Genomic DNA, 18900 nt, shown 5'->3' on the forward strand with positions numbered 1-18900 from the left:
GACCGTTTGCGTCAGACCGCCGGTTCGCCGCCGAGCGCAAATACCAGGTCGCCGAGCATCTTGTTGAGCTCGCCGGTCATCAGCATCATGTCGGAATCGAAACGTTCGTCGTCATTCTTGCTGCTGGTGTCGTTGCCTTCCTTCAGCACGTCCAGCGGGGCGATACGCTTGATCGCCAGCGATTCGGTCAGCACGAAGGAGATGTGGTCGGCCCAGGTCATTGCCAGCCGCGTGCATTGCTTGCCGGAGGCGATATGACGGCGCACATCGTCAGCTTCGATAGTGTGGCGCACGTAGCGCACGGTAGCCTTGCCTTCGCCGGCGGCGCGCAATTCGGTGTCCTGGTCGACGGTAAAGCCGTGCGGCGCTTCGTCTGAAGCCAGCCAGTTGGTCATCGAGGTCAGTGGCGAATGGGCCGTGCGCAGACTGGAAACCAGCAATTTGTCGACTGATCCCAGCAACAGTTTGAGGATTTCTTCTGCCTTGGCCGGACTAGCGGCGTCGATCACCAGCCAGCCGTTGACCGGATCGATCCAGACCCAGGTATTGCGCTGGATACTGAAGGCGCGCGGCAGCAGCTCGTCGGTGACCTGTTCCTTGAGATCTTTCAATTGCTTGCGGCCAGGCGCATAGCCTTGCTGTTCTTCGATTTCAGCGGCGCGCGCCTTGGTCACCTGATTGACGACCGTGGCCGGCAATAATTTCTTTTCCGTACCCAGCAAAATCATCATCTGGCGATTCACGGTATGCACCAGCATGCCGTTGTCGCGTGGCGACAGCCAGCCCTGGCTTTGCAGTTCCAGGCTGCTGCACTTGGCAAATGCCTGCGGCGCCAGGAATGCCTCCAGTTGTTCGGCCGAAATGGCCCATGGTGCGGGAATACGGTAGATCTGCAGATTTTTAAACCACATATTGTTCCAATAAAAAAATAATGACAATTGCTCTGTTCCCAACCGGCTAAGCAGGGGGAGTTCAGGGAGCAAAGCAATCAAATAAGATGGCTAAACAAGCAGGGCGGATGAGCGTAGCGCTAATTCTTGCAGCTGTCGCCAGGCTTGCCTGAAAAGTGTGCAGGACGGGAGGTGTTATCCTCTCCGGCCCACCAGATGAGCTTCAATCTAATCTGGATCAAATGCCCATATTGGTCAAGGTATCCGCAATTTCACGCAATACAGGTTGCAGATGCGGATGACGTATCGCCAGACGAGCAGAAATGCCTTGGGCGCGTTCTATCAGGGCGGAGCGGATATCGGAGGCGGGCTCTGACGCCGACGTCGTCGACGTTGTTGTCGTGGCCTCCGAAGATTTCAGCAATTCCTGGATATCGTTATCCAGCGATTGCAGCAAGCCTTTCAACTCGCTGTCCACCGTGCCGCTGCTTTCCAGCGTGCTACGGAGTTTTTCCAGCGATGTCTTGATGTTGTCTATGCTCATGGTATTACTCCTGGATAGGTTTTGCTGTAGTGCCTATCATCTCACGCGGCTCTCGGCTTCTGCAACAAAGCCTTCAAATTGGCCAGGCGATTTTGCGGGGTGATCTGTTCCGCCTCGGTTGGCATGGCTTCACCCTCGTCGAGCCGCATTTCCTTGACGAAGCGTGATATTTCACAAACAACCGATTCGCCGGCGCGCTTGCGCTTCTTGCACCAGCTGACATGCAAACTGCGCTGGGCGCGCGTGATGCCGACATACATCAGGCGCCGTTCTTCTTCAATCCGGGCGGCGATGGTGTCCGGCGGTGCATCCGGATCGCCCTTATGCGGCAAGATACCTTCCTCGACCCCGATCAGGAACACGTGCGGATATTCCAGTCCCTTGGACGCGTGCAAGGTCGACATGCGTACCGCATCCGGTTCCTCGTCGCGGCCCTCCAGCATCGACATCAGCGCCACCATCTGGGTCAGCTCCAGCAGATTGCGTTCTTCGCCCGCGCCATCCTTGCCGCCGGTGCCTTTTTCCTTCAGCCAGTTGGTGAAGTCCAGCACGTTCTGCCACTTGCCTTGCGCTGCGCGGTCGTCGAAGCTGTCGTACAGGTAATGTTCGTAATTGATTTCCTTCATCATGTCGTCCAGCACGGCGGCGGCATTCTCACCGCTGCCGGCCGGGCCGACACGGCTGGCGCGGGCTTCCAGCTGGTTGATGAAATGGCAGAATTCGCGCAGCGGATAAAGCTGGCGATCGGTCAGCTTGGCTTCGATGCCGCCCTTGAACACCGCTTCGAACAGCGAACACTGCCATTGCCCGGCCACGGTCCCCAGCACTTCCAGCGTAGCCTGGCCGACGCCGCGCTTGGGCGTGGTGATGGCGCGGATGAAGGCCGGATCGTCGTCTTCGTTGGCGATCAGGCGCAGGTAACTGATGATGTCCTTGATTTCGGCACGGTCGAAAAAGCTCTGGCCGCCCGACATCGTGTACGGGATGCGTTCGCGCCGCAGGGCCTTTTCAAACGTCCGCGCCTGATGGTTGCCGCGGTACAGGATGGCGTAATCGGAAAACTTGGCGCGCCGCTCGAAGCGATGGGCCGACAGCATGATCGCTACCTGCTCCGCTTCTTTTTCGTCATCCTCCATGCCCATCACCTTGATCGGATCGCCCAGCCCGTGCTCAGACCACAGTTTTTTGTCGAATAGCTTGGGATTGTTGCCGATGACCGCGTTGGCGGCTTGCAGGATGCGCGTGGAGGAACGGTAATTCTGTTCCAGCTTGATCACTTTCAGGTCCGGAAAATCGACCTGCAGGGTTTTCAGGTTTTCGATGGTAGCGCCGCGCCAGGCGTAGATCGCCTGGTCGTCGTCGCCCACCGCGGTAAACATCGGCTTCTTGCCGAGCCCCGTCACCAGCAGCTTCACCAGTTCATACTGGCAGGTGTTGGTATCCTGATATTCGTCGACCAGCAGATAGCGCAGTCGCCGTTGCCATTTATCGCGTACCGCTTCATTGCTACGGAACAGTTCAACCGGCAAGCGGATCAGGTCGTCGAAATCGACCGCCTGATAGGCCGCCAGCGTCGCCACATAGCTGCGGTAAATCCGCGCCGCCTGCGCTTCATCTTCGGTAACGGCCTGCTTGATGGCTTGTTCGGGATCGATCAGGCCGTTCTTCCAGAGCGACATGGCGGTCTGGATGCGGCGGATCAGCTGTTTATCGGTGGTAATCGCCAGGTCTTGCACAATTGAAAAGCAGTCATCGCTATCCATGATGGAAAAACGATCTTTCAAGCCCAGTTCGCGCGCTTCCTGGCGCAGGATCTTGACGCCTAGCGAATGGAAGGTGCTGACGGTGATGTGCTTGGCTTGTTTCGGATTTTTCAGGAGCTTGGCTATACGCTCCTGCATTTCGGTGGCCGCCTTGTTGGTAAAGGTGAGTGCCGCGATATGCTTGGGATCGTAGCCGCAATCCTCGATCAGATGCTGGATTTTCTGCGTAATCACGCGCGTCTTGCCCGAGCCCGCGCCGGCCAGCACCAGACAGGGGCCGTCCAGGTACTTGACGGCTTCCCGTTGGGGAGTATTGAGACCGAAATTGGGAGTAGACGACATAAGTTACAGCGCAGCGACTGACCTGAAGGAGCAAAGCGCTGTATTTTAACAGTGCGCGAGGGGCGGGTACGGTTGCTGGCGTGTTGCACCTGCTTTAGTGCCGAATATGGGACAATCTGTCATCAACTATTTGCCGGACATGCCATGAAATTCAGTCATCTGATCGAAATCAACGATCCCCTCAACCCGCTGATCGACTCTTTGACCCGTGAGCAGCTATGGCGAGGACTGGTGACGCGAGCTGAGCAGCCGATGTTGTTTGTCGAGCATCTGGACGATTGCAGCTTGTCAGACAAATCGGTGCAGTCGGTGACGCGTGAATTGCGGTACGGCAAAGTGACCGTCAAGGATGTGGTCAGTTACCTGCCGCAGCTGCAAGTGCGCTACCAGGTGCCGAAACAGCAAGATATTGCCGGCTCCAGCCTGATCATGACGATTGAAGAGCCCGGACCGGAAATGCTGTTCGTACGGTTTGAATATGAAGACGAGGCGGTCGAGCGGGAACCGGCAGCCCAGGCCGAACAGGAATTTTATGACGAGTTCCGGCGCTCGGCTTATGAAGAAGCCGATATCGACACCATTCGCGTGATCCGCGAGCTGGCCGCTGAAGGAAAGTTAGGGTAACAGTCGCTGGCTCGATCAATTTTGTCAGCGGAAATTATTTTCCACCGCAAACTTGATCAATTGTGAAATACCTGGTGTTCGCACGCGGTCAGCAATTGCCCCGGCGTCATCGGCTGCACGCGTTTTTGCGCCAGCGCCGCGCTGTATGTAGTATATGCCGCCGGTAATCACGGTTTCTATCGCATGCAAGATATCCTTGCCAGGCACATCTGTTAATACCTACGAACTGGCCGGCAGCATCCGCAGCAGCGAGTAAAGCCGTCCGTGCAGCGCCAGATGCACCAGCAGCCCAAGCAGAGACCACACAAAAACGAACGTAACCCCCCCCGCACTTGTGCTCCAGGCCTGAAATTGGACGCACTTGCGTCACGTTTAAGCCTCGTGGGCACGCACCTGAAAAAACTATCGTTTTTTAGGATAATTCCTACAAAATATTGAGATTAATACTATGGTCGGCACCTATGTGCCACCTCCATAATTACACCTGCGCACCCTTCGTAAAGGTTATTGCCTTACTCGGAAACGGGGCGAGCAGGTATCGGTCGCTAGTGGCGATGTGTGGGGACTGGGCTGATTTATCGATCCATCCCACCACTGCGATTTTTCATCTCTTTTAATCGCCACATGTGCCGTTGATCGGTGGTGCGCATGTCACGCTCTGGCAAAGGTCAGGAGGGTGCATGGCGGATCACTGGGTAGCGTTGATTTACTTATATTAATTTTCATAAAGGATAGTTCAAATGCATATCAAATCATCATTCAAGAAATCCCCCTTGTTAATATTGGGCGCGTTAGCTCTGTGCGCCACGACCGCGCAAGCGGCGACCTTGGTGACATCGAGTGTCGTCAATGTTAAAGCCGAGATTAGCCCAGGTAGTTGCAGTTTCAGCACGGTGCCTACACAGATCGACCATCCCGGCATTAAAACAGAGCAATTGGGTGCCGCGCCGCTTGTGAGTGCGTCAAAGCGAGATAGTGTGGTAGTCACCTGCGCTGCCGGAACGCAGGTCGCATTGAAAGTTGTGGATAATAAAGCAGGTTCTACTCACCCAGACGCGGTGACTTCAGAGCGGCCGATCACAGCCGCGTTCGGCATGGGGGTGCACAATGCGAAGCCGATTGCAAACTTGTTCGTGACGTTGACTCAACCTGAGGGGAACAGGAACACTTATTACGCGATGTCTAATGATGGGACGACATGGGAATCCCATACCAGCATCGTTGATGACTCCGCAACGCATCACCAATATACGAAGGCTGAGTACTTGACCGCTCTGGCTGTCGCTGCCGACCCTACTACCCCAGCAGCACTTATCAATCATGGCTTCAACCTTAGAACCCAGGTAGTGTACCCTCCTGCGGCCAGCTACGACCACAGTGGGGATCTCGTGGAAGCGCAAGGAGAACTAACGCTCGAGATGTATACCCTCTAATATTTTTGCGGCAAACTCCAATGTGAACTATCGTCATTGCCAAGGTGGCCTTTTACGTTTGTTCCTGGCATTGGAAGTTTTAATGTCCCCTAGCCTGGTGGGTTAGGGGATTTTCTGGGAACTGTTTTCCCAGGAATGCAAAGCTGAGTGCCATGCGTCCGACAAAAATTTTATTGGGGTTGATCAAGGTCTGAGACGGTTAAGGCCGCGATATTTTTTGGTGCTATATGGTTCTATATGGACGACTCCCGTTTGCCAAGGTGCAGACAGGCCTGGTCCGCTGTAAATCCGGCCTTGCTGCAGTTAATTTTTCTCTGCTGGCCCCCGATGAAATCCGCTGACTCACACCGCATTCCCTCGACGAGCTTTAAGTTCTATAACCTCATCAGGTTTAGTCAAGCCCGGTCCGACCTGTTTGTCATCACACTCAATACCTTATACCCCCCTTTCGACGTGCCATCCTTTCGTTAATAAACCGGTTTCAATACGGGCTTCCTGCATCGGCCCGACACTGACGTAACCCTTGTCATACGAGCGATCATGCGCCAGCAGTGCCCAGACCGTTCCGGCCAGCGCCCCGTGATCACGTTCGGTGGCCGGCGCTTGCCGAGTCCCGCAATCATTGGCCCGGCTCCTTGCTGTGTAACGCCAATTTACGCCGCCTGGGTGAAGATGATGTTTCAGGGGAAGCTCAGTCTTTGTTGACGGGTGTCGCAGCTATTAATTATTCAATCATAAATCATGATGGATTTAATCCTTTTCTTGTGATTTGCGATTTTTCCTACATCACTTGCGGGCGATTCCGGCCAAAAAGCGGAATCGCCCGGCCGACATGGAATAAGTGCTGTTTTATCATGGTATTCGTCCTGCCATGGGTAGGGTCAGTACTAACAATAGGAGGATTCATTATGTTTCCCAATAAGTTCCCCATTAAACGTTTTATCGCCATTGGCTTGATGGCCAGCTTTTTTTCCAGCTCTTTTATTTACGCTGCTGGCGTAGTGCCCGACACGTCAGTTGTCATCCTCCAGGAAGCTGATGGTGAGGTATCGCTGGTGGTGCAAAATACGGATAAAACGCCGGTATTGCTGCACACATCTATCGTTAATTTGCCAGAAGATAAGGATCAGCTGATCATCGTTAATCCGCCGGTCATCAGGGTGGAAGCTGGTGCAAAGCAATTAGTGCGTTTTATGTTGCAAAATGACAATGGCCAACCTCTGACCACCCAACGGTTGCGGCGTGTCATTCTGGAAGGTTTGCCACCCAAGGCCAAGAGGCAGGGCGATGAGCGGATTGGGGTCAGTACCCGTCAGAATATCCCGCTGCTGATCAATCCCAAGAGCTTGCCGATGGAGCGTGAGCCATGGAAGTTGTTGACCTGGCATTCCAACGGCGGGCAGTTGAGCCTCAAGAACAGTAGCCCCTATGTCGTGCGCATGGCGCAATCGGTACAGTTATTGCCACAGGATATGTTGGCTAGTTTGCCGCGTACCTATATTCTGCCAGGTGAAACACTGCAGCTCACCAGCGAGGTGTCGGCTACCCGCGCCACCACCGGGGTGCGTATGTCCCCGGCCACCGTGTATGGTTTTGTGACCAAAACCTATGATGCGCCTTTGCAGCATGAAGAGGCGGTAACGCCGTGAAGCATTCTTGGTCATCATTCGGCGCCGGTTTGCACACTTTGGCTTTGGCAGCTGCCACGCTATGCGCGAGCTCGGCCTTTGCCGAAAATACATCGCCATTGGAGTTGGCGTTAGCAGAGTTTGATGCTGACACGCTGAAGAGACGCGGCCTGGATCCGGCCCTGGCTGGTTATTTTGCTAAGGCGCCGCGTTATCTGCAGGGGCGCCGCGCGGTATCGTTGATCATCAACGGTGAAGCGCGTGGCCGGGTACAGGCCCGTTTTGATGCCGATGGCGCATTGATGATGGATAAGGATTTCCTGAAGCAGGCACGCTTGGTGTTGCCGCATCAAAGACAGGAAAGACTGACGGAATCTGAGGCGTTGTCTGATTCTGCAGGCGCCCCTGACGCCGAGTGTTCTTTCCTCTGCACTTTTCCTGCCACGATCGTTACCTTACGCCCCAATCTTGACGAAATCGAATTGGTGGTGCCGACTGCGGCATTGGCAAGTGCAGCGCCCAGCGCACAAAATTCGCATTATGAACGTGGCGGCACTGCCGGTATGTTCAATTACGACGTGCTGTCGCAGCACAGCCAGTACGGCAGTTACAAAGACCATTATGTGTTCGCCAATACAGAGCTGGGTCTCAATGTCAGCGATTGGATAATACGCAGCCGTCAAAGTTATTCTGCGCAAAACAATCGCTCTGACTTCCAGCAGTTGTATACCTACGCGCAGCATACTTTCGTCGACATGGGAACCACCATGCAAATCGGCCAGATCGATATGAATATGTCCATGTTCGGCGGTGCCGCGATTACCGGGGTTCAATTTGGGCCGGAAGCCGGGTTGTCCGGTAATGGTGGCCCCAGTGCCCGCATCAACGGGCTGGCCCAAAGCCAGGCGCGGGTGGAAGTACGACAAAATGGGGCGCTGCTGTATACCACGGTGGTGCCTCCCGGGCCATTTTCTTTTGAAGATGTGCCGCTGTTAAGTAGTAGCCGTGATGTGGATGTCCATATCATCGAAGAAAATGGCGCAACACAGCATTTGACAATTCCCGCCGCCTCGCTGGAAATTGGCTCTCAGGGCGGAGCTCCCGGCTATTCTTTCGCGGTTGGTAAAGTGCGCACTTTTGGCTCGGGTGATTCAGAGCTTGGCGCTCCTGTGGTGGCGGCAGGTAGCGCTGCCTGGAAGAGCGGTTTGGCATCTACCACCTCGGTTGGCCTGCTTGCCTCTAAGGATTTCGTCTCTGGTGGTGTCGGTTTGGATAATAACTGGGTGTCCCATGGCATGAGCACTCAGTTGCAAGGCTCGCATGCCCGTCGGGAAGGTGTGCGAGGCGCTCAGGCCAGAGTCGCCTGGCGTGGCCAACTGTACGATGCTGGCCTTAGCACCAGCGTATCGGTCAGTCAGCGTACTGCGGGTTATCGAGAATTGGGCGATACCTTCGACACCTTTGCAATGCAGCAGGATGATTATCTGCAACGCTACGAAAGCCGTTATCGCACCCAATTGAGTGGTAGCGTGAGCTGGCGTCACGACAAAATCGGCGGCTTGAATCTAAGTTACACCGGCTCTAGCTTCTTCAATGGTCGCAATAGCCAGCAGATGAGCGCATCTTGGAGCAAGAGTATCGGTAATGCGAATGTCTCTCTTAATCTTCAACGCGATATGACTGCGGATACCCATCGCGGTAATATCAATAAACCGCGCAATCAGGTTTACCTCAGTGTCAGCATGCCGTTAGGCAATCCACGCCATCAGCGTCGTGTTTATACTTCTGTTAGCGGCGCCGAAGGCAGGCAGCGTGCCACCGTCGGTTATAGCGAGCGGATTAATGAGTATGCTAGTTATAACCTGTCTACCAACTATGATACGCGTACCAAGGACAATGACATATCCGCTAACCTGGCATTGTTGCCACGCTATGCGCGTACTAACTTGATGTACTCGCGTTCATCAACTGGCTCCAACAATACCTCAATACAGGTTCAAGGCGGGATCGCAGCGCATGCAAATGGCTTGACAGCATCTCCTTATCCTATCCAGGATACCTTCGGTATCGTGAAGGTAGGTGATGTCGGCGGCGTCAAGATCGATTCTCCCGCCGGCCCGGTCTGGACCGATTTTGTCGGGCAAGCGGTATTGCCACAGTTGCTCGCCTATAACAAGAGCCGGGTTGTACTGACGACCAAAGGCTTGCCACGCAATATTGATATTGTTAACGGTATCAAAGAAGTCAACAGCAGCAGAGGTGCCGTAGCACAAATCGATTTTGAGGTGATCAAGACGCGGCGTATGTTGCTCAATATAACTACGCTGGATAAAGCTTTACCCAAAGGCGCGTCGGTGCTCGATGCAGATGGAAATTTTTTGACGATTGTGTTGGGCAAGCAGAAAATTTTCCTCAATAACGTGCCTGCTGCGCTGCCACTTATGGTTGAAACTGACAAAGGTAGTTGTTTGCTCGATTTTAAGGTGCCAGCCAAGGCGAATACGACGACGTACTTCGAGACTCTGGATGCAACCTGCCGTTAGGTGCAGGAATCCTGCTACGGATTCCTGCGCGCGAACATTGTTTGAATGAAAATGCACTACCTGTACAGCTAGTGCATAGCATCAATTTGATATGAAGGAATATTCTGATGTTGACAATAGCAATAGCGTCTGTCCGCCGCTTCTTAATGGCAGGTTTGCTGTCATCCCTTTCATTGCCGCTATGGGCGGCTGAAGAACGTGACTGTACTCTGCAAGCCAGTCACGTCGATATCGATTACGGTAGCCAGAGCCGTGGTCAGTTATTGAAAAATAATCTGCAGGCAAAAGAAGTCAGCATGGGACAGCGCACGATGACTATTAATGTGCATTGCCGGAATCCAGAGGTAATCGGAGTGCGTTTTATTGCCCCCCATCTCGATGCTGACGCCTACCAGTTTGGCGCGGATGGTCGTTTGACGATGACCTTTAAAGATGCGCGCCTGGATGGCAAAGTGGTTGAAGTTGGCGCCAAGACACGTCGTCGCCAAATTAATGAACACAGTCAGGCCAGCCACCAATTGCGTCCTGACGAGGTCGTCGCCCCCTTATCGGCTGGTATACCGCAACGGGGCAAGCATTTTAGCGCCAATGTGGTGTTTGAGCCTGTCATCAATGCAGATGCAACCCGAGTAAGCGATGTCACTACGTTGAGTGCCAATGGGCAATTTGAGGTATGTACTCAACTCTGTTGAGAACGGTGCAAACGTGCCAACCGCTATCAGTTTAAATTCACCCACCTAAATTGTGGATGAGTTGTAAGCGCTAATTTCGCCGCACCTTGCACCGCAATCGGTTTTTGAATTATGGGGCGATGCTCGCGGCATGGCTAAATGGCAGCCTGTAGGGTGGGCACGCTTTTGTGCCCACGCGTGAACTCGCGCCACGCACATGCCTATTTCCGCGCCGCGAGGGTTTGTACTCCGTTTATCGCGGTAACGCGTGGGCACAAAAGCGTGCCCACCCTACGTCCTTCCTATTTTTACCGTTGTTTATCGGTAATCCGTGAAGAACCATTTTCCCCCCTGTCTTTAGCCGTTCAATTGACCGTTATAGACGCCTGGCGCTTGTTGCGCACGGTGATAGAGGCTGACGACGCGTAGCAGGCGGCCGATGAACATGCCGTTAAAGACGCCGTAGAGTGCGCAGACAAGGGCTGTAAATGCGACATCATGCGCTAGCGCCGGATGCATCGCCAACGTCACGCCAACCGCATACTTGGTCAGGAAAATCCCCATCATCAGTATCAATGGCAGCCAGCTGCCGCGCTGGAACACCACGCCGCGTTCTGGGTAAGCAATTACGCGATCCTTCCTGAACAGGCGCCAGTTCAAGCTCGCCGCGACAGCGGCCGCCAGCAGCCAGCACAGCACAGGCAGCGGCGTGACGCCGAACACAGTGGACACGCCCTGCCAGGACAGTGCCAGCATCACCAGCGGAATAATGGATAGTTTTTTCAACGTCAGTTCGCGATCGACGCTGGCCAGGACGCCACGATAGATCAGGAAAGCCAGTAGCGCCCAGACCCAAATTGGCGTGTGTGAAATGATTTGTGCAAGCATGTCGTTCTCCGGTTGATTGATCTGCGGCGATTATCTGGCCGCCGCAGAGGCGGGAGAAGCGGAAAGCGACGAAATGCAGGAATACGTCGTGAATCGACAGCCAGGCAGGATGGCTCTCCGCCTTGGCGTGCCGCCCCCTGCCCCGCCTGCCAGAATCCTAGCGAATTTCCGCCGAATACTGGAAACGCTCAGCCGGCACAAAGGACGTGCGCCATTCGACCGGTTCGCCGGCGTGATCCAGCATCAGCCGCTCGACGCAGATCGCCACGGTCTTGGTTTTCAGCTTGAACACGGAAGCATTGGCCCGGTTCAGCGGTTTCGCTGTCAAATCATCGATGGCGCGCGAGACCAATACATCGCATTCGCTCTCATAGACGGGATACAGGGATGCCGGAGAATTGCTTTTTAGATATTTTTGTAGCTTCCTGAAGCGCGCGAGCGGTAGCCAGATATGTTCCGAAAGGACGATTTCATCATCTAAAGAACGGGTGCGATGCAGATATAGCGCTTTGTCACGTGGCTTGAGTTTGAGTTTATCTGCCACTGCAACGGGCGGGATGGCGGTCGTCATCGACCGGATCTGCGCGGTAGGCAGCTGGTTTTTAGCTTTAACGTGTTGCCGCACGAAACGCAGCATCGATGAGCGTTCGGCAGCGCGTGCGACGAATGTCCCGCGTCCGCGCACGCGATCGACGACGCCGTCGATGACTAGCGCGTCCAGCACCTTGCGCATGGTGCCGACTGCAATTTCGTATTCGGCGGCCAGTTTATCCTCGGATGGCAGCGCTTCGTCAGCGGCCCAGCTACGCAAAGCGATCCTTTGGAGCAGATCGTCACGGACTTGCAGATAACGCGGCAAGCGCGGATCAGACCCGTTTTCTGGCGGGAGAGGCGCGTTTTTTTGGGAGAGAGACGCGTTTTTTTTCAGGAGAGGCGTATTTTTTTTCGAGAGAGACGCGTTTTTTTCAGAGAGAGACGCGTTTTTTTGAGAGAGTGGCTTTTTTTTTGCGGGTTTTTTGATCAGCATTAACAACATTTCAAACTTGGAACGGGTCCGCAATTTACCAAGTTCCAATTGTTTTTACAATACATATGTGAATCTCTACTTCTATACAGAACCAGAGATTCATATATTGATTCAGCTCTAATTCAGCGCGACGCGTGCCGGACGCGGCTTGCGTTCGGCCAGCCACAACAACAGGATTGCCACTATCGAATAAATCCAGTAGTCGACCGGCACGCCGCCCAGCCAGTGCTTATGCCACGGTACGTCGACCGGATTGAAGCGTCCCAGTCCGTATGCCGGGTTGAGTACAAACCACAGCCAGTCCTCGCTGATCCAGAACACCATGATGGAAGCCATGATCCGGGCTTCGGCGCGCCAGTCCCAACTGCCGTTGAACCAGATCGGATAGTGGAACATCAGCGCAATGAAAGGAAAAATCCAGGCGTGATAACCGGTCATGGCGCGGCCGCCCCAGAAGATGTCGAGCAGCCAGTGATGTTCGATGCGCCAGGTCGGCAAGTTGGTAGCCCAGCCGGCGGCGCCCTCGATCTGGATTTCGACGTTGGCGAAAAAAAAGGCAGTCAGCACTGCCCAGAAAAGCATGCCGAACAAGCGGCGAAAAGGTGTAGTTGCGGTCATGTGGATAACGTATGAAATTGAGAATCGAGTTTACTAAAGACAGTTTGCAGTACCGCGCGGCCGGCATGCGGCCGGCCCAACGTCAGGCTGTGCTGCCGCAAGCGTTGAAGCTGTTCCGGCTGTTGCAGCAGTTGCTGAACCCGGAACGCCAGTGCGGTCAGGTCGATCGCTTTCAGTGCTGCGCCTTGTTCCAGCAGATAGTCGGCGTTGCGTTCTTCCTGGCCCGGGATCGGGGAGTGGATGATCATCGGTACCCCCATCGCCAGGCATTCGGAGGTGGTGAGGCCGCCCGGTTTGGTAATCGCCAGATCGGCGCACGCCATCAATTGTTCCACGTGATGGGTAAAGCCGAAAGGAAACAGGCGGCCGGGATGGGCAGCTGCCAGTTGCTGCAGGCTGGCCAGCAGCGTGGCGTTTTTGCCCGCCAGCGCCACCAGCTGGAAATCGTCGGCCAGCTCTAGCAACCGTTGCACGGTCTTATCGAGATCGCCGATACCGGCGCCGCCGGACATCATCAGGATAATCTTGCGGTCGGGATCCAGGCCGAATTGCTGTGCGCACCGCCGGCGATCCAGCGGTTGCCCGAATCCCGGCATGATCGGGATGCCGGTCACGTGTACCGCATCGGCCGCCAGGCCGCGCACCCGCATGCGATAGGCGATTTCTTCGGTGGCGGCAAAATAACCGCGCATCAGCGGTTGCAGCCACATGCTGTGCAAATCGAAATCCGTAACCTGTACCCAGACCGGGCACACCACACGCTGGCTGCCGATTTCGCGCGCCAGTAATTCGGCCGGCAGGAAGTGGGTGCAAATGATAGCGTCCGGCGCCGCTGCCTGGATCGCAGCACGCAAGGGGCGGGTGCTGATACGTTCAATCGCACGCCGCAGTTTTTGCGTTGGCGAGTTGGTCAGGGCCTTGTCGCTCTTTTGGTAAACATAGCCCCACAACGCAGGATGGCGATTTACCAGATGCAGATAAAAATCCGTGTACACGGCGCGGAATCCGGCCGGCACATAATCCATCGCGTCCAGATGAATCGCTTCGGTGTCGGGGAATTCGGCGGCGGCATAGGCCCTGAGCGCCTCGGCGGCGCGCATATGGCCGGCGCCGGCGGAGACGCTCAACAGTAACAGTTTACGAGGGCGCGGGGCTTTGACTGGCTTATGAATAATATGCTCCGGCCATCATCGGTTTGCTGCCGGTAATGCAAAAATGACTACTTTCAAGCATACTCCTCGCAATCTGAAATCGGATTTTTACCGGGCACTCACTCTTGCCCGATCAAGCTGATGATAGGGATAAATCAGCGCTGAGTAAAATGACATTTATGACAAACAATCCCTGTTTCTGAAAGATAGCAATATGCCCGCGACTCGCAAACCGCTGGACGGTTTGGCTATGACCCTGATGTTGATACTGTGCCTGTGCTGGGGGCTGCAACAAGTTGCAATCAAAGTGGCGGCGCCCAGCATCTCGCCGATTTTGCAAAACGGCTTGCGCTCGGCGGTAGCGGCAGTGCTGGTGAGCGGTCTGATGTGGTGGCGCGGCAGCAAATTTTCGCTGACCGACGGCACCTTCTGGCCGGGGCTGGCAACCGGCTTGTTGTTTGCCGGCGAATTCCTGTGCGTCTCTATCGGCTTGAATTACACAACTGCTTCGCACATGTCGGTGTTTGTTTACACCGCGCCGATTTTCACCGTGCTGGGTTTGCACTGGCTGGTGCCGGGCGAACGTTTCGGCGTCACCCAATGGCTAGGTGTGATCGCCGCATTTGCCGGGATTACCGTGGCGTTTGCCGGTGGCTTTGAAGCCGGCGCCGGTTTCAGCCGTATGCTGATCGGCGATGCGCTGGGTGTGCTGGCCGCAGTATTCTGGGCTGCTACCACGATCATGATCAAGCGCAGCGTCCTCACCAACGCCTCTCCCAGCATGACCTTGTGGTACCAGTTGGTGATAGCCGCATTGACGCTGCCGCTGGTGGCTCTGGTTTCAGGGCAGACCGAAGTAGCGCCGCCGACTGGCATCATGTGGGTGAGCCTGGTGTTCCAGTCGCTGATCGTCGCTTTCGGCAGCTTCCTGGCCTGGTTCTGGATGTTGCGCCGCTATCTCGCTTCGCGGCTGACGGTGTTTTCTTTCCTGACGCCGTTGTTCGGTGTCAGTTTCGGCGTATTGCTGCTGGGCGATCCGATTGGTTTGCCATTCGTATTCGGTGCGTTGCTGGTGTTGAGCGGGATTGTGCTGGTGAATTGGCAAAGCAAATAAAAAATGCGGATAAACAGTTCTCACTGTTTATCCGCATTAAATTTGGCAACCCGCAAAAAGCGGATCAAATCCACAAAGCTCTCAGGCCTTGAAAGTCCCCTCGGAAACCAAAGCTTGCAATGGCAAACGCGGGCTTGGCTCTTCCTTGGCGCGCAAACCTTCCGGCAACATGGCTTTATCGCCGATCTTGCCGATGGCTACCGCAGCTTCAATCGCGAAATCGGCAGGGATATTCAGTTCGGTGCGCGTCTTTTCCTTGTCGAAACCGGCCATGCCGTGTGCATGCCAGCCGGACAAGCTGGCTTGCAGCGCCAGGTAACCCCAGGCTGAACCGGCGTCGAAAGAGTGGGTCGGCATCGGGTGTTCTTCGCTGCTGCCCGGTGGCGCAAAGGTGGTTTTCGACAAGACGATCACCAATGCCGCTGCATTTTCCGCCCAGCTGCGGTTGAAATCGTTGAGCAAAGGCAGCAGGTTGTTCCAGTGCGGTGTGCCGCGGCGTGCGAACACGAAACGCCAAGGTTGCGAGTTGTAGGACGATGGCGCCCAGCGTGCCGCTTCCAGGATGGTCAGCAATTCTTGTTCGGAAATCTCGTCATTGGCATAGGCGCGTGGCGACCAGCGGCTGAGAAATTGCGGGTGGGCAGGGTGGTCGGCTACACGTGGTGTGGACTGGGTCATGAGGTTCCTGTAGACAAATTAACAAGGCAAAATCGTTGCGGCCACGGGCGGTTTAGATGCGTTTCGGAAACTTGTCAAAAATGCTCTGGCCGAGACGCAGCATCTTAGCAGCTGTTTTTGATGCTTGCAGCGCGCGGCTGGATTTACCGGATGTTGTAATCTGGCAGTGGCAAGCAGGGTGAAGATTGCGCCGCCAAGCCGGTATAATCGAGAATAATCAAGTAAATGGGGCTGTCCCATAGACTTTTCGCATTAATCCAGTACGGCCTCCGTACTATTGACCACCTATCCTATGCTTGCACCACAGAAACAACAGATCATCGACCTTTTCAACGCTGCCCTGCAGCCTATTATTGCCGGCAGCGAGCTGCAGCCGATCGTGACGCTGGAGCGTCCGCGCGATCCTTCACACGGCGACGTCGCCTGCAATATCGCCATGCAACTGGCCAAGCCGCTGAAAAAGAACCCGCGTGAACTGGCGCAAGCCCTGGTAGCGGCAGTGCTGGCCAGCACCGAACATCGCGATCTGATCGAATCCGCTGAAATCGCCGGCCCGGGCTTCATCAACCTGCGTTTGACGGCGGCGGCCAAGCAACAGGTGGTCAAGAGCGTGCTGCAAGAAGGCGCCGACTTCGGCAAGAGCAAGCTTGGCGCCGGCAAAAAAGTGCTGGTCGAGTTCGTGTCTGCCAATCCGACCGGACCTTTGCATGTAGGCCACGGCCGCCAGGGCGCGCTCGGCGATGCCATGTCTGCGCTGTTCGAGATACAAGGTTACGACGTCACCCGCGAGTTTTATTACAACGACGCCGGTGTCCAGATCGCTACCCTGGCGACTTCCGTGCAGGCGCGCGCCAACGGCTTCAAGCCGGGCGATGCTGCATGGCCGGAAAACGCCTACAACGGTGATTACATTGCCGATATTGCCCAGGATTTCCTGGCGAAGAAGACGGTTGCCGCCAGCGATGGCGAACCGGTGACCGCCAGTGGCGACATTAACGATATCGAATCGATCCGCAAATTCGCCGTCGCTTACCTGCGCCGCGAGCAGGATCTGGATTTGCTGGCCTTCGGCGTCAAGTTCGATAACTATTACCTGGAATCGTCGCTGTACAAGGATGGCAAGGTCAATGCCACAGTCGAGGCCTTGATCGCCGCCGGCGTCACCTATGAGCTGGATGGCGCATTGTGGCTGCGCACAACCGACTACGGCGACGACAAAGATCGCGTGATGAAGAAGTCTGACGGCACCTACACCTATTTCGTGCCCGACGTTGCTTACCATATCGTCAAATGGCAGCGCGGCTTCGGCAAGGTTATCAATGTCCAGGGCAGCGATCACCACGGTACGATTGCGCGGGTGCGCGCCGGCCTGCAAGCCGTCAACATGAGCATTCCACAAGGCTATCCGGACTACGTGCTGCACAAGATGGTGACTGTGATGAAGAACGGCGAGGAAGTGAAGATTTCCAAGCGCGCCGGTTCGTATGTCACGGTGCGCGACCTGATCGAATGGTCGTCTGGCGAGGATGGCGCGACCGACGGTACGCAGGGCACGGACACCCCGCGCGACCTGACCCGCGGCCGCGACGCCGTGCGGTTCTTCCTGATTTCGCGCAAGGCCGATACTGAATTCGTGTTCGATGTCGATCTGGCGTTGGCCAAATCCGACGAAAATCCGGTCTACTACGTGCAGTACGCCCACGCCCGGATCTGTTCGGTGCTGGCGCAATGGACTGGTGACGAAGCCGGCATCGGCAGCGTCGACCTGAGCCCGCTGACCGCGCCGCGCGAGGCCAGCCTGCTGGCCAAGCTGGCCGAATATCCGGATATGCTGCAGCATGCGCTGGAAGAGCTGGGACCGCATCAGGTTGCATTTTATCTGCGCGATTTGGCGGGTGAGCTGCATAGCTACTACAATGCTGAGCGGGTTCTGGTTGACGATGAAGCGCTCAAGATGGCGCGCCTTGCCTTGATGTACGCAACCCGTCAGGTGTTGCGCAACGGCTTGGCGCTGATCGGCGTATCGGCGCCGGCCCGCATGTGATGTAAATCTACAATCGGCGATCTCTGGCAGCCGCTGCCGGAGACGGTCTGTAATCGTCTGTATTCGTCTGTAATGAGGATGTCATTGGGGAAGTATGAGCAAACTTAACAACAAGCAAGCTGGCGGTACCTTACTGGGCCTGATTTTCGGCCTGATTATCGGATTGGCGATTGCCGTCGTGGTGGCGATCATGATCACCAAGACCCCAACGCCGTTTACCAACAAGACTACAAAGACCGAAAAAACACCAGACGTCGCTACTGCACCTGCGGCATCGACGTCGGCGGCGCCGTCGAACGATCAGTTGCCGGATCCGAACAAGTCGCTGTATGGTAACAAGGATGCGGCGAAGGAAGCAGCCAAGGCGTTTACTCCGCCGGCTACCGCCGCCGCACCGTCCGCCGACGGTACGCCGCCGCCAAGCCCTGCCGCCGAGAAAAAGCTGGATGCACTGGTTGCCAAGGCGCAGGACAGCAAGTTGCCCCCTATCGTCGATAAGTCCACCGCCGACAAGACCAAGAAAGCGGCCGGCGACATCGCCGAAGCTAAAACCAAAGCCGCTGCGGCTGACGACAACTGGATTTATTTCCTGCAGGTCGGCGCCTTCCGCGAGCAGGGCGAAGCTGAAAGCGCCAAGGCCAGACTGGCACTGATGGGTTTTGAAGCCAAGATCAGCGAACGCCAGGCCGATACCGGTTCTTTGTATCGGGTACGGGTCGGGCCATTTAATCAGTTGGAAACAATGAACCGGATACGCGGAAAGTTGTCAGATAACGGCGTTAATGCAGCAGTGGTACGGGCTGCGAAATAACACGCTTTGATTACAACTAAATGAACAAGTAAGTGAATGTTTTTGTTTGTAATTTATGCGGTTTGTTTAATCGGTCAGGAATAGTGTGATTCGCCACAATGTTACGCCAGGTGGTTCTTGAACTCTGTTCC

At 55.4% G+C, this 18900-nt stretch carries 16 protein-coding genes and 1 pseudogene; 8 read left to right on the top strand and 9 right to left on the bottom strand.

From position 1 onward, the window contains the following. Nucleotides 1-11 precede the first annotated feature (11 nt). The 3 genes from BM205_RS05325 to BM205_RS05335 form a co-directional block, all read right to left on the bottom strand. On the bottom strand, nt 12-911 hold the full coding sequence (locus BM205_RS05325; RefSeq protein WP_092413247.1) for a recombination-associated protein RdgC: 900 nt from the start codon (nt 909-911) through the stop codon (nt 12-14). 217 nt (nt 912-1128) lie between these two features. After that, nucleotides 1129-1434, bottom strand: a complete 306-nt coding sequence (locus BM205_RS05330; RefSeq protein ID WP_092413249.1) for a DUF4404 family protein — start codon at nt 1432-1434, stop codon at nt 1129-1131. A gap of 41 nt (nt 1435-1475) precedes the next feature. Then, nucleotides 1476-3539, bottom strand: coding sequence for a UvrD-helicase domain-containing protein (locus BM205_RS05335; protein WP_092413251.1), 2064 nt, complete (start codon nt 3537-3539; stop codon nt 1476-1478). 144 nt (nt 3540-3683) lie between these two features. Here BM205_RS05335 and BM205_RS05340 point away from each other — a divergent pair, with 144 nt between their 5' ends. Then, complete coding sequence (locus BM205_RS05340; protein WP_092413253.1) at nt 3684-4163, top strand: SRPBCC family protein; 480 nt, start codon at nt 3684-3686, stop codon at nt 4161-4163. A gap of 740 nt (nt 4164-4903) precedes the next feature. Continuing rightward, nucleotides 4904-5596, top strand: a complete 693-nt coding sequence (locus BM205_RS05345; RefSeq protein WP_092413255.1) for a hypothetical protein — start codon at nt 4904-4906, stop codon at nt 5594-5596. 501 nt (nt 5597-6097) lie between these two features. On the opposite strand, the pseudogene BM205_RS24540 reads toward BM205_RS05345, so the two are convergent. After that, a pseudogene (locus BM205_RS24540) lies at nt 6098-6254 on the bottom strand (IS110 family transposase); the annotation flags it as partial. A gap of 250 nt (nt 6255-6504) precedes the next feature. Between BM205_RS24540 and BM205_RS05350 the strand changes: the two are divergent. From BM205_RS05350 to BM205_RS05360, 3 genes are all read left to right on the top strand, one after another. Then, a complete protein-coding gene (locus tag BM205_RS05350; protein WP_092413257.1) occupies nt 6505-7245 on the top strand; it encodes a fimbria/pilus chaperone family protein in 741 nt (246 codons plus the stop codon). After that, nucleotides 7242-9767 carry a fimbria/pilus outer membrane usher protein gene (locus tag BM205_RS05355; protein WP_092413259.1) on the top strand — a complete coding sequence of 842 codons (2526 nt, stop codon included), beginning with the start codon at nt 7242-7244 and terminating at the stop codon, nt 9765-9767. The genes BM205_RS05350 and BM205_RS05355 overlap by 4 nt, the downstream gene beginning before the upstream one ends. Before the next feature lie 107 nt (nt 9768-9874). Beyond that, the gene (locus BM205_RS05360; RefSeq protein WP_092413260.1) at nt 9875-10459 is read left to right on the top strand and encodes a DUF1120 domain-containing protein; all 585 of its coding nucleotides are present in this window, start codon (nt 9875-9877) and stop codon (nt 10457-10459) included. A gap of 336 nt (nt 10460-10795) precedes the next feature. On the opposite strand, the gene BM205_RS05365 is transcribed toward BM205_RS05360, so the two are convergent. The 4 genes from BM205_RS05365 to BM205_RS05380 all read right to left on the bottom strand — a co-directional run bounded on the left by BM205_RS05365 (nt 10796) and on the right by BM205_RS05380 (nt 14071). Continuing rightward, the gene (locus BM205_RS05365) at nt 10796-11326 is read right to left on the bottom strand and encodes a DUF6622 family protein (protein WP_092413262.1); all 531 of its coding nucleotides are present in this window, start codon (nt 11324-11326) and stop codon (nt 10796-10798) included. Between the two features lie 157 nt (nt 11327-11483). Beyond that, nucleotides 11484-12185 carry a GntR family transcriptional regulator gene (locus BM205_RS05370; RefSeq protein WP_254783749.1) on the bottom strand — a complete coding sequence of 234 codons (702 nt, stop codon included), beginning with the start codon at nt 12183-12185 and terminating at the stop codon, nt 11484-11486. Between the two features lie 285 nt (nt 12186-12470). After that, on the bottom strand, nt 12471-12971 hold the full coding sequence (locus tag BM205_RS05375; RefSeq protein WP_092413264.1) for a hypothetical protein: 501 nt from the start codon (nt 12969-12971) through the stop codon (nt 12471-12473). Continuing rightward, nucleotides 12968-14071 (bottom strand): MGDG synthase family glycosyltransferase, encoded by a 1104-nt coding sequence (locus BM205_RS05380; protein ID WP_092413265.1) that lies wholly within the window; start codon nt 14069-14071, stop codon nt 12968-12970. Before BM205_RS05380 ends, BM205_RS05375 begins: the two co-directional genes overlap by 4 nt. A gap of 265 nt (nt 14072-14336) precedes the next feature. On the opposite strand from BM205_RS05380, the gene BM205_RS05385 reads away from it, so the two are divergent. Then, nucleotides 14337-15236, top strand: coding sequence for a DMT family transporter (locus BM205_RS05385; protein WP_092413267.1), 900 nt, complete (start codon nt 14337-14339; stop codon nt 15234-15236). Between the two features lie 81 nt (nt 15237-15317). On the opposite strand, the gene BM205_RS05390 is transcribed toward BM205_RS05385, so the two are convergent. Then, nucleotides 15318-15914, bottom strand: a complete 597-nt coding sequence (locus BM205_RS05390) for a nitroreductase family protein (RefSeq protein ID WP_092413269.1) — start codon at nt 15912-15914, stop codon at nt 15318-15320. A 292-nt stretch (nt 15915-16206) separates the two neighbouring features. Between BM205_RS05390 and argS the strand changes: the two genes are divergently transcribed. Beyond that, complete coding sequence (argS, locus tag BM205_RS05395; protein ID WP_092413271.1) at nt 16207-17958, top strand: arginine--tRNA ligase; 1752 nt, start codon at nt 16207-16209, stop codon at nt 17956-17958. Nucleotides 17959-18052: 94 nt separating this feature from the next. After that, nucleotides 18053-18769, top strand: coding sequence for an SPOR domain-containing protein (locus tag BM205_RS05400; RefSeq protein ID WP_092413273.1), 717 nt, complete (start codon nt 18053-18055; stop codon nt 18767-18769). Nucleotides 18770-18900 lie beyond the last annotated feature (131 nt).

This window comes from Collimonas sp. OK307, assembly GCF_900113705.1.
Taxonomy (GTDB): Bacteria; Pseudomonadota; Gammaproteobacteria; order Burkholderiales; family Burkholderiaceae_D; genus Collimonas.

Excerpts from the sequence above, each read along its gene's own strand:
- BM205_RS05325 (WP_092413247.1), bottom strand. The coding sequence starts at position 911 with ATGTGGTTTAAAAATCTGCAGATCTACCGTATTCCCGCACCATGGGCC.
- BM205_RS05330 (WP_092413249.1), bottom strand. The coding sequence starts at position 1,434 with ATGAGCATAGACAACATCAAGACATCGCTGGAAAAACTCCGTAGCACG.
- BM205_RS05335 (WP_092413251.1), bottom strand. The coding sequence starts at position 3,539 with ATGTCGTCTACTCCCAATTTCGGTCTCAATACTCCCCAACGGGAAGCC.
- BM205_RS05340 (WP_092413253.1), top strand. The coding sequence starts at position 3,684 with ATGAAATTCAGTCATCTGATCGAAATCAACGATCCCCTCAACCCGCTG.
- BM205_RS05345 (WP_092413255.1), top strand. The coding sequence starts at position 4,904 with ATGCATATCAAATCATCATTCAAGAAATCCCCCTTGTTAATATTGGGC.
- BM205_RS05350 (WP_092413257.1), top strand. The coding sequence starts at position 6,505 with ATGTTTCCCAATAAGTTCCCCATTAAACGTTTTATCGCCATTGGCTTG.
- BM205_RS05360 (WP_092413260.1), top strand. The coding sequence starts at position 9,875 with ATGTTGACAATAGCAATAGCGTCTGTCCGCCGCTTCTTAATGGCAGGT.
- BM205_RS05365 (WP_092413262.1), bottom strand. The coding sequence starts at position 11,326 with ATGCTTGCACAAATCATTTCACACACGCCAATTTGGGTCTGGGCGCTA.
- BM205_RS05375 (WP_092413264.1), bottom strand. The coding sequence starts at position 12,971 with ATGACCGCAACTACACCTTTTCGCCGCTTGTTCGGCATGCTTTTCTGG.
- BM205_RS05380 (WP_092413265.1), bottom strand. The coding sequence starts at position 14,071 with ATGCGCGCCGCCGAGGCGCTCAGGGCCTATGCCGCCGCCGAATTCCCC.
- BM205_RS05385 (WP_092413267.1), top strand. The coding sequence starts at position 14,337 with ATGCCCGCGACTCGCAAACCGCTGGACGGTTTGGCTATGACCCTGATG.
- BM205_RS05390 (WP_092413269.1), bottom strand. The coding sequence starts at position 15,914 with ATGACCCAGTCCACACCACGTGTAGCCGACCACCCTGCCCACCCGCAA.
- argS (WP_092413271.1), top strand. The coding sequence starts at position 16,207 with ATGCTTGCACCACAGAAACAACAGATCATCGACCTTTTCAACGCTGCC.
- BM205_RS05400 (WP_092413273.1), top strand. The coding sequence starts at position 18,053 with ATGAGCAAACTTAACAACAAGCAAGCTGGCGGTACCTTACTGGGCCTG.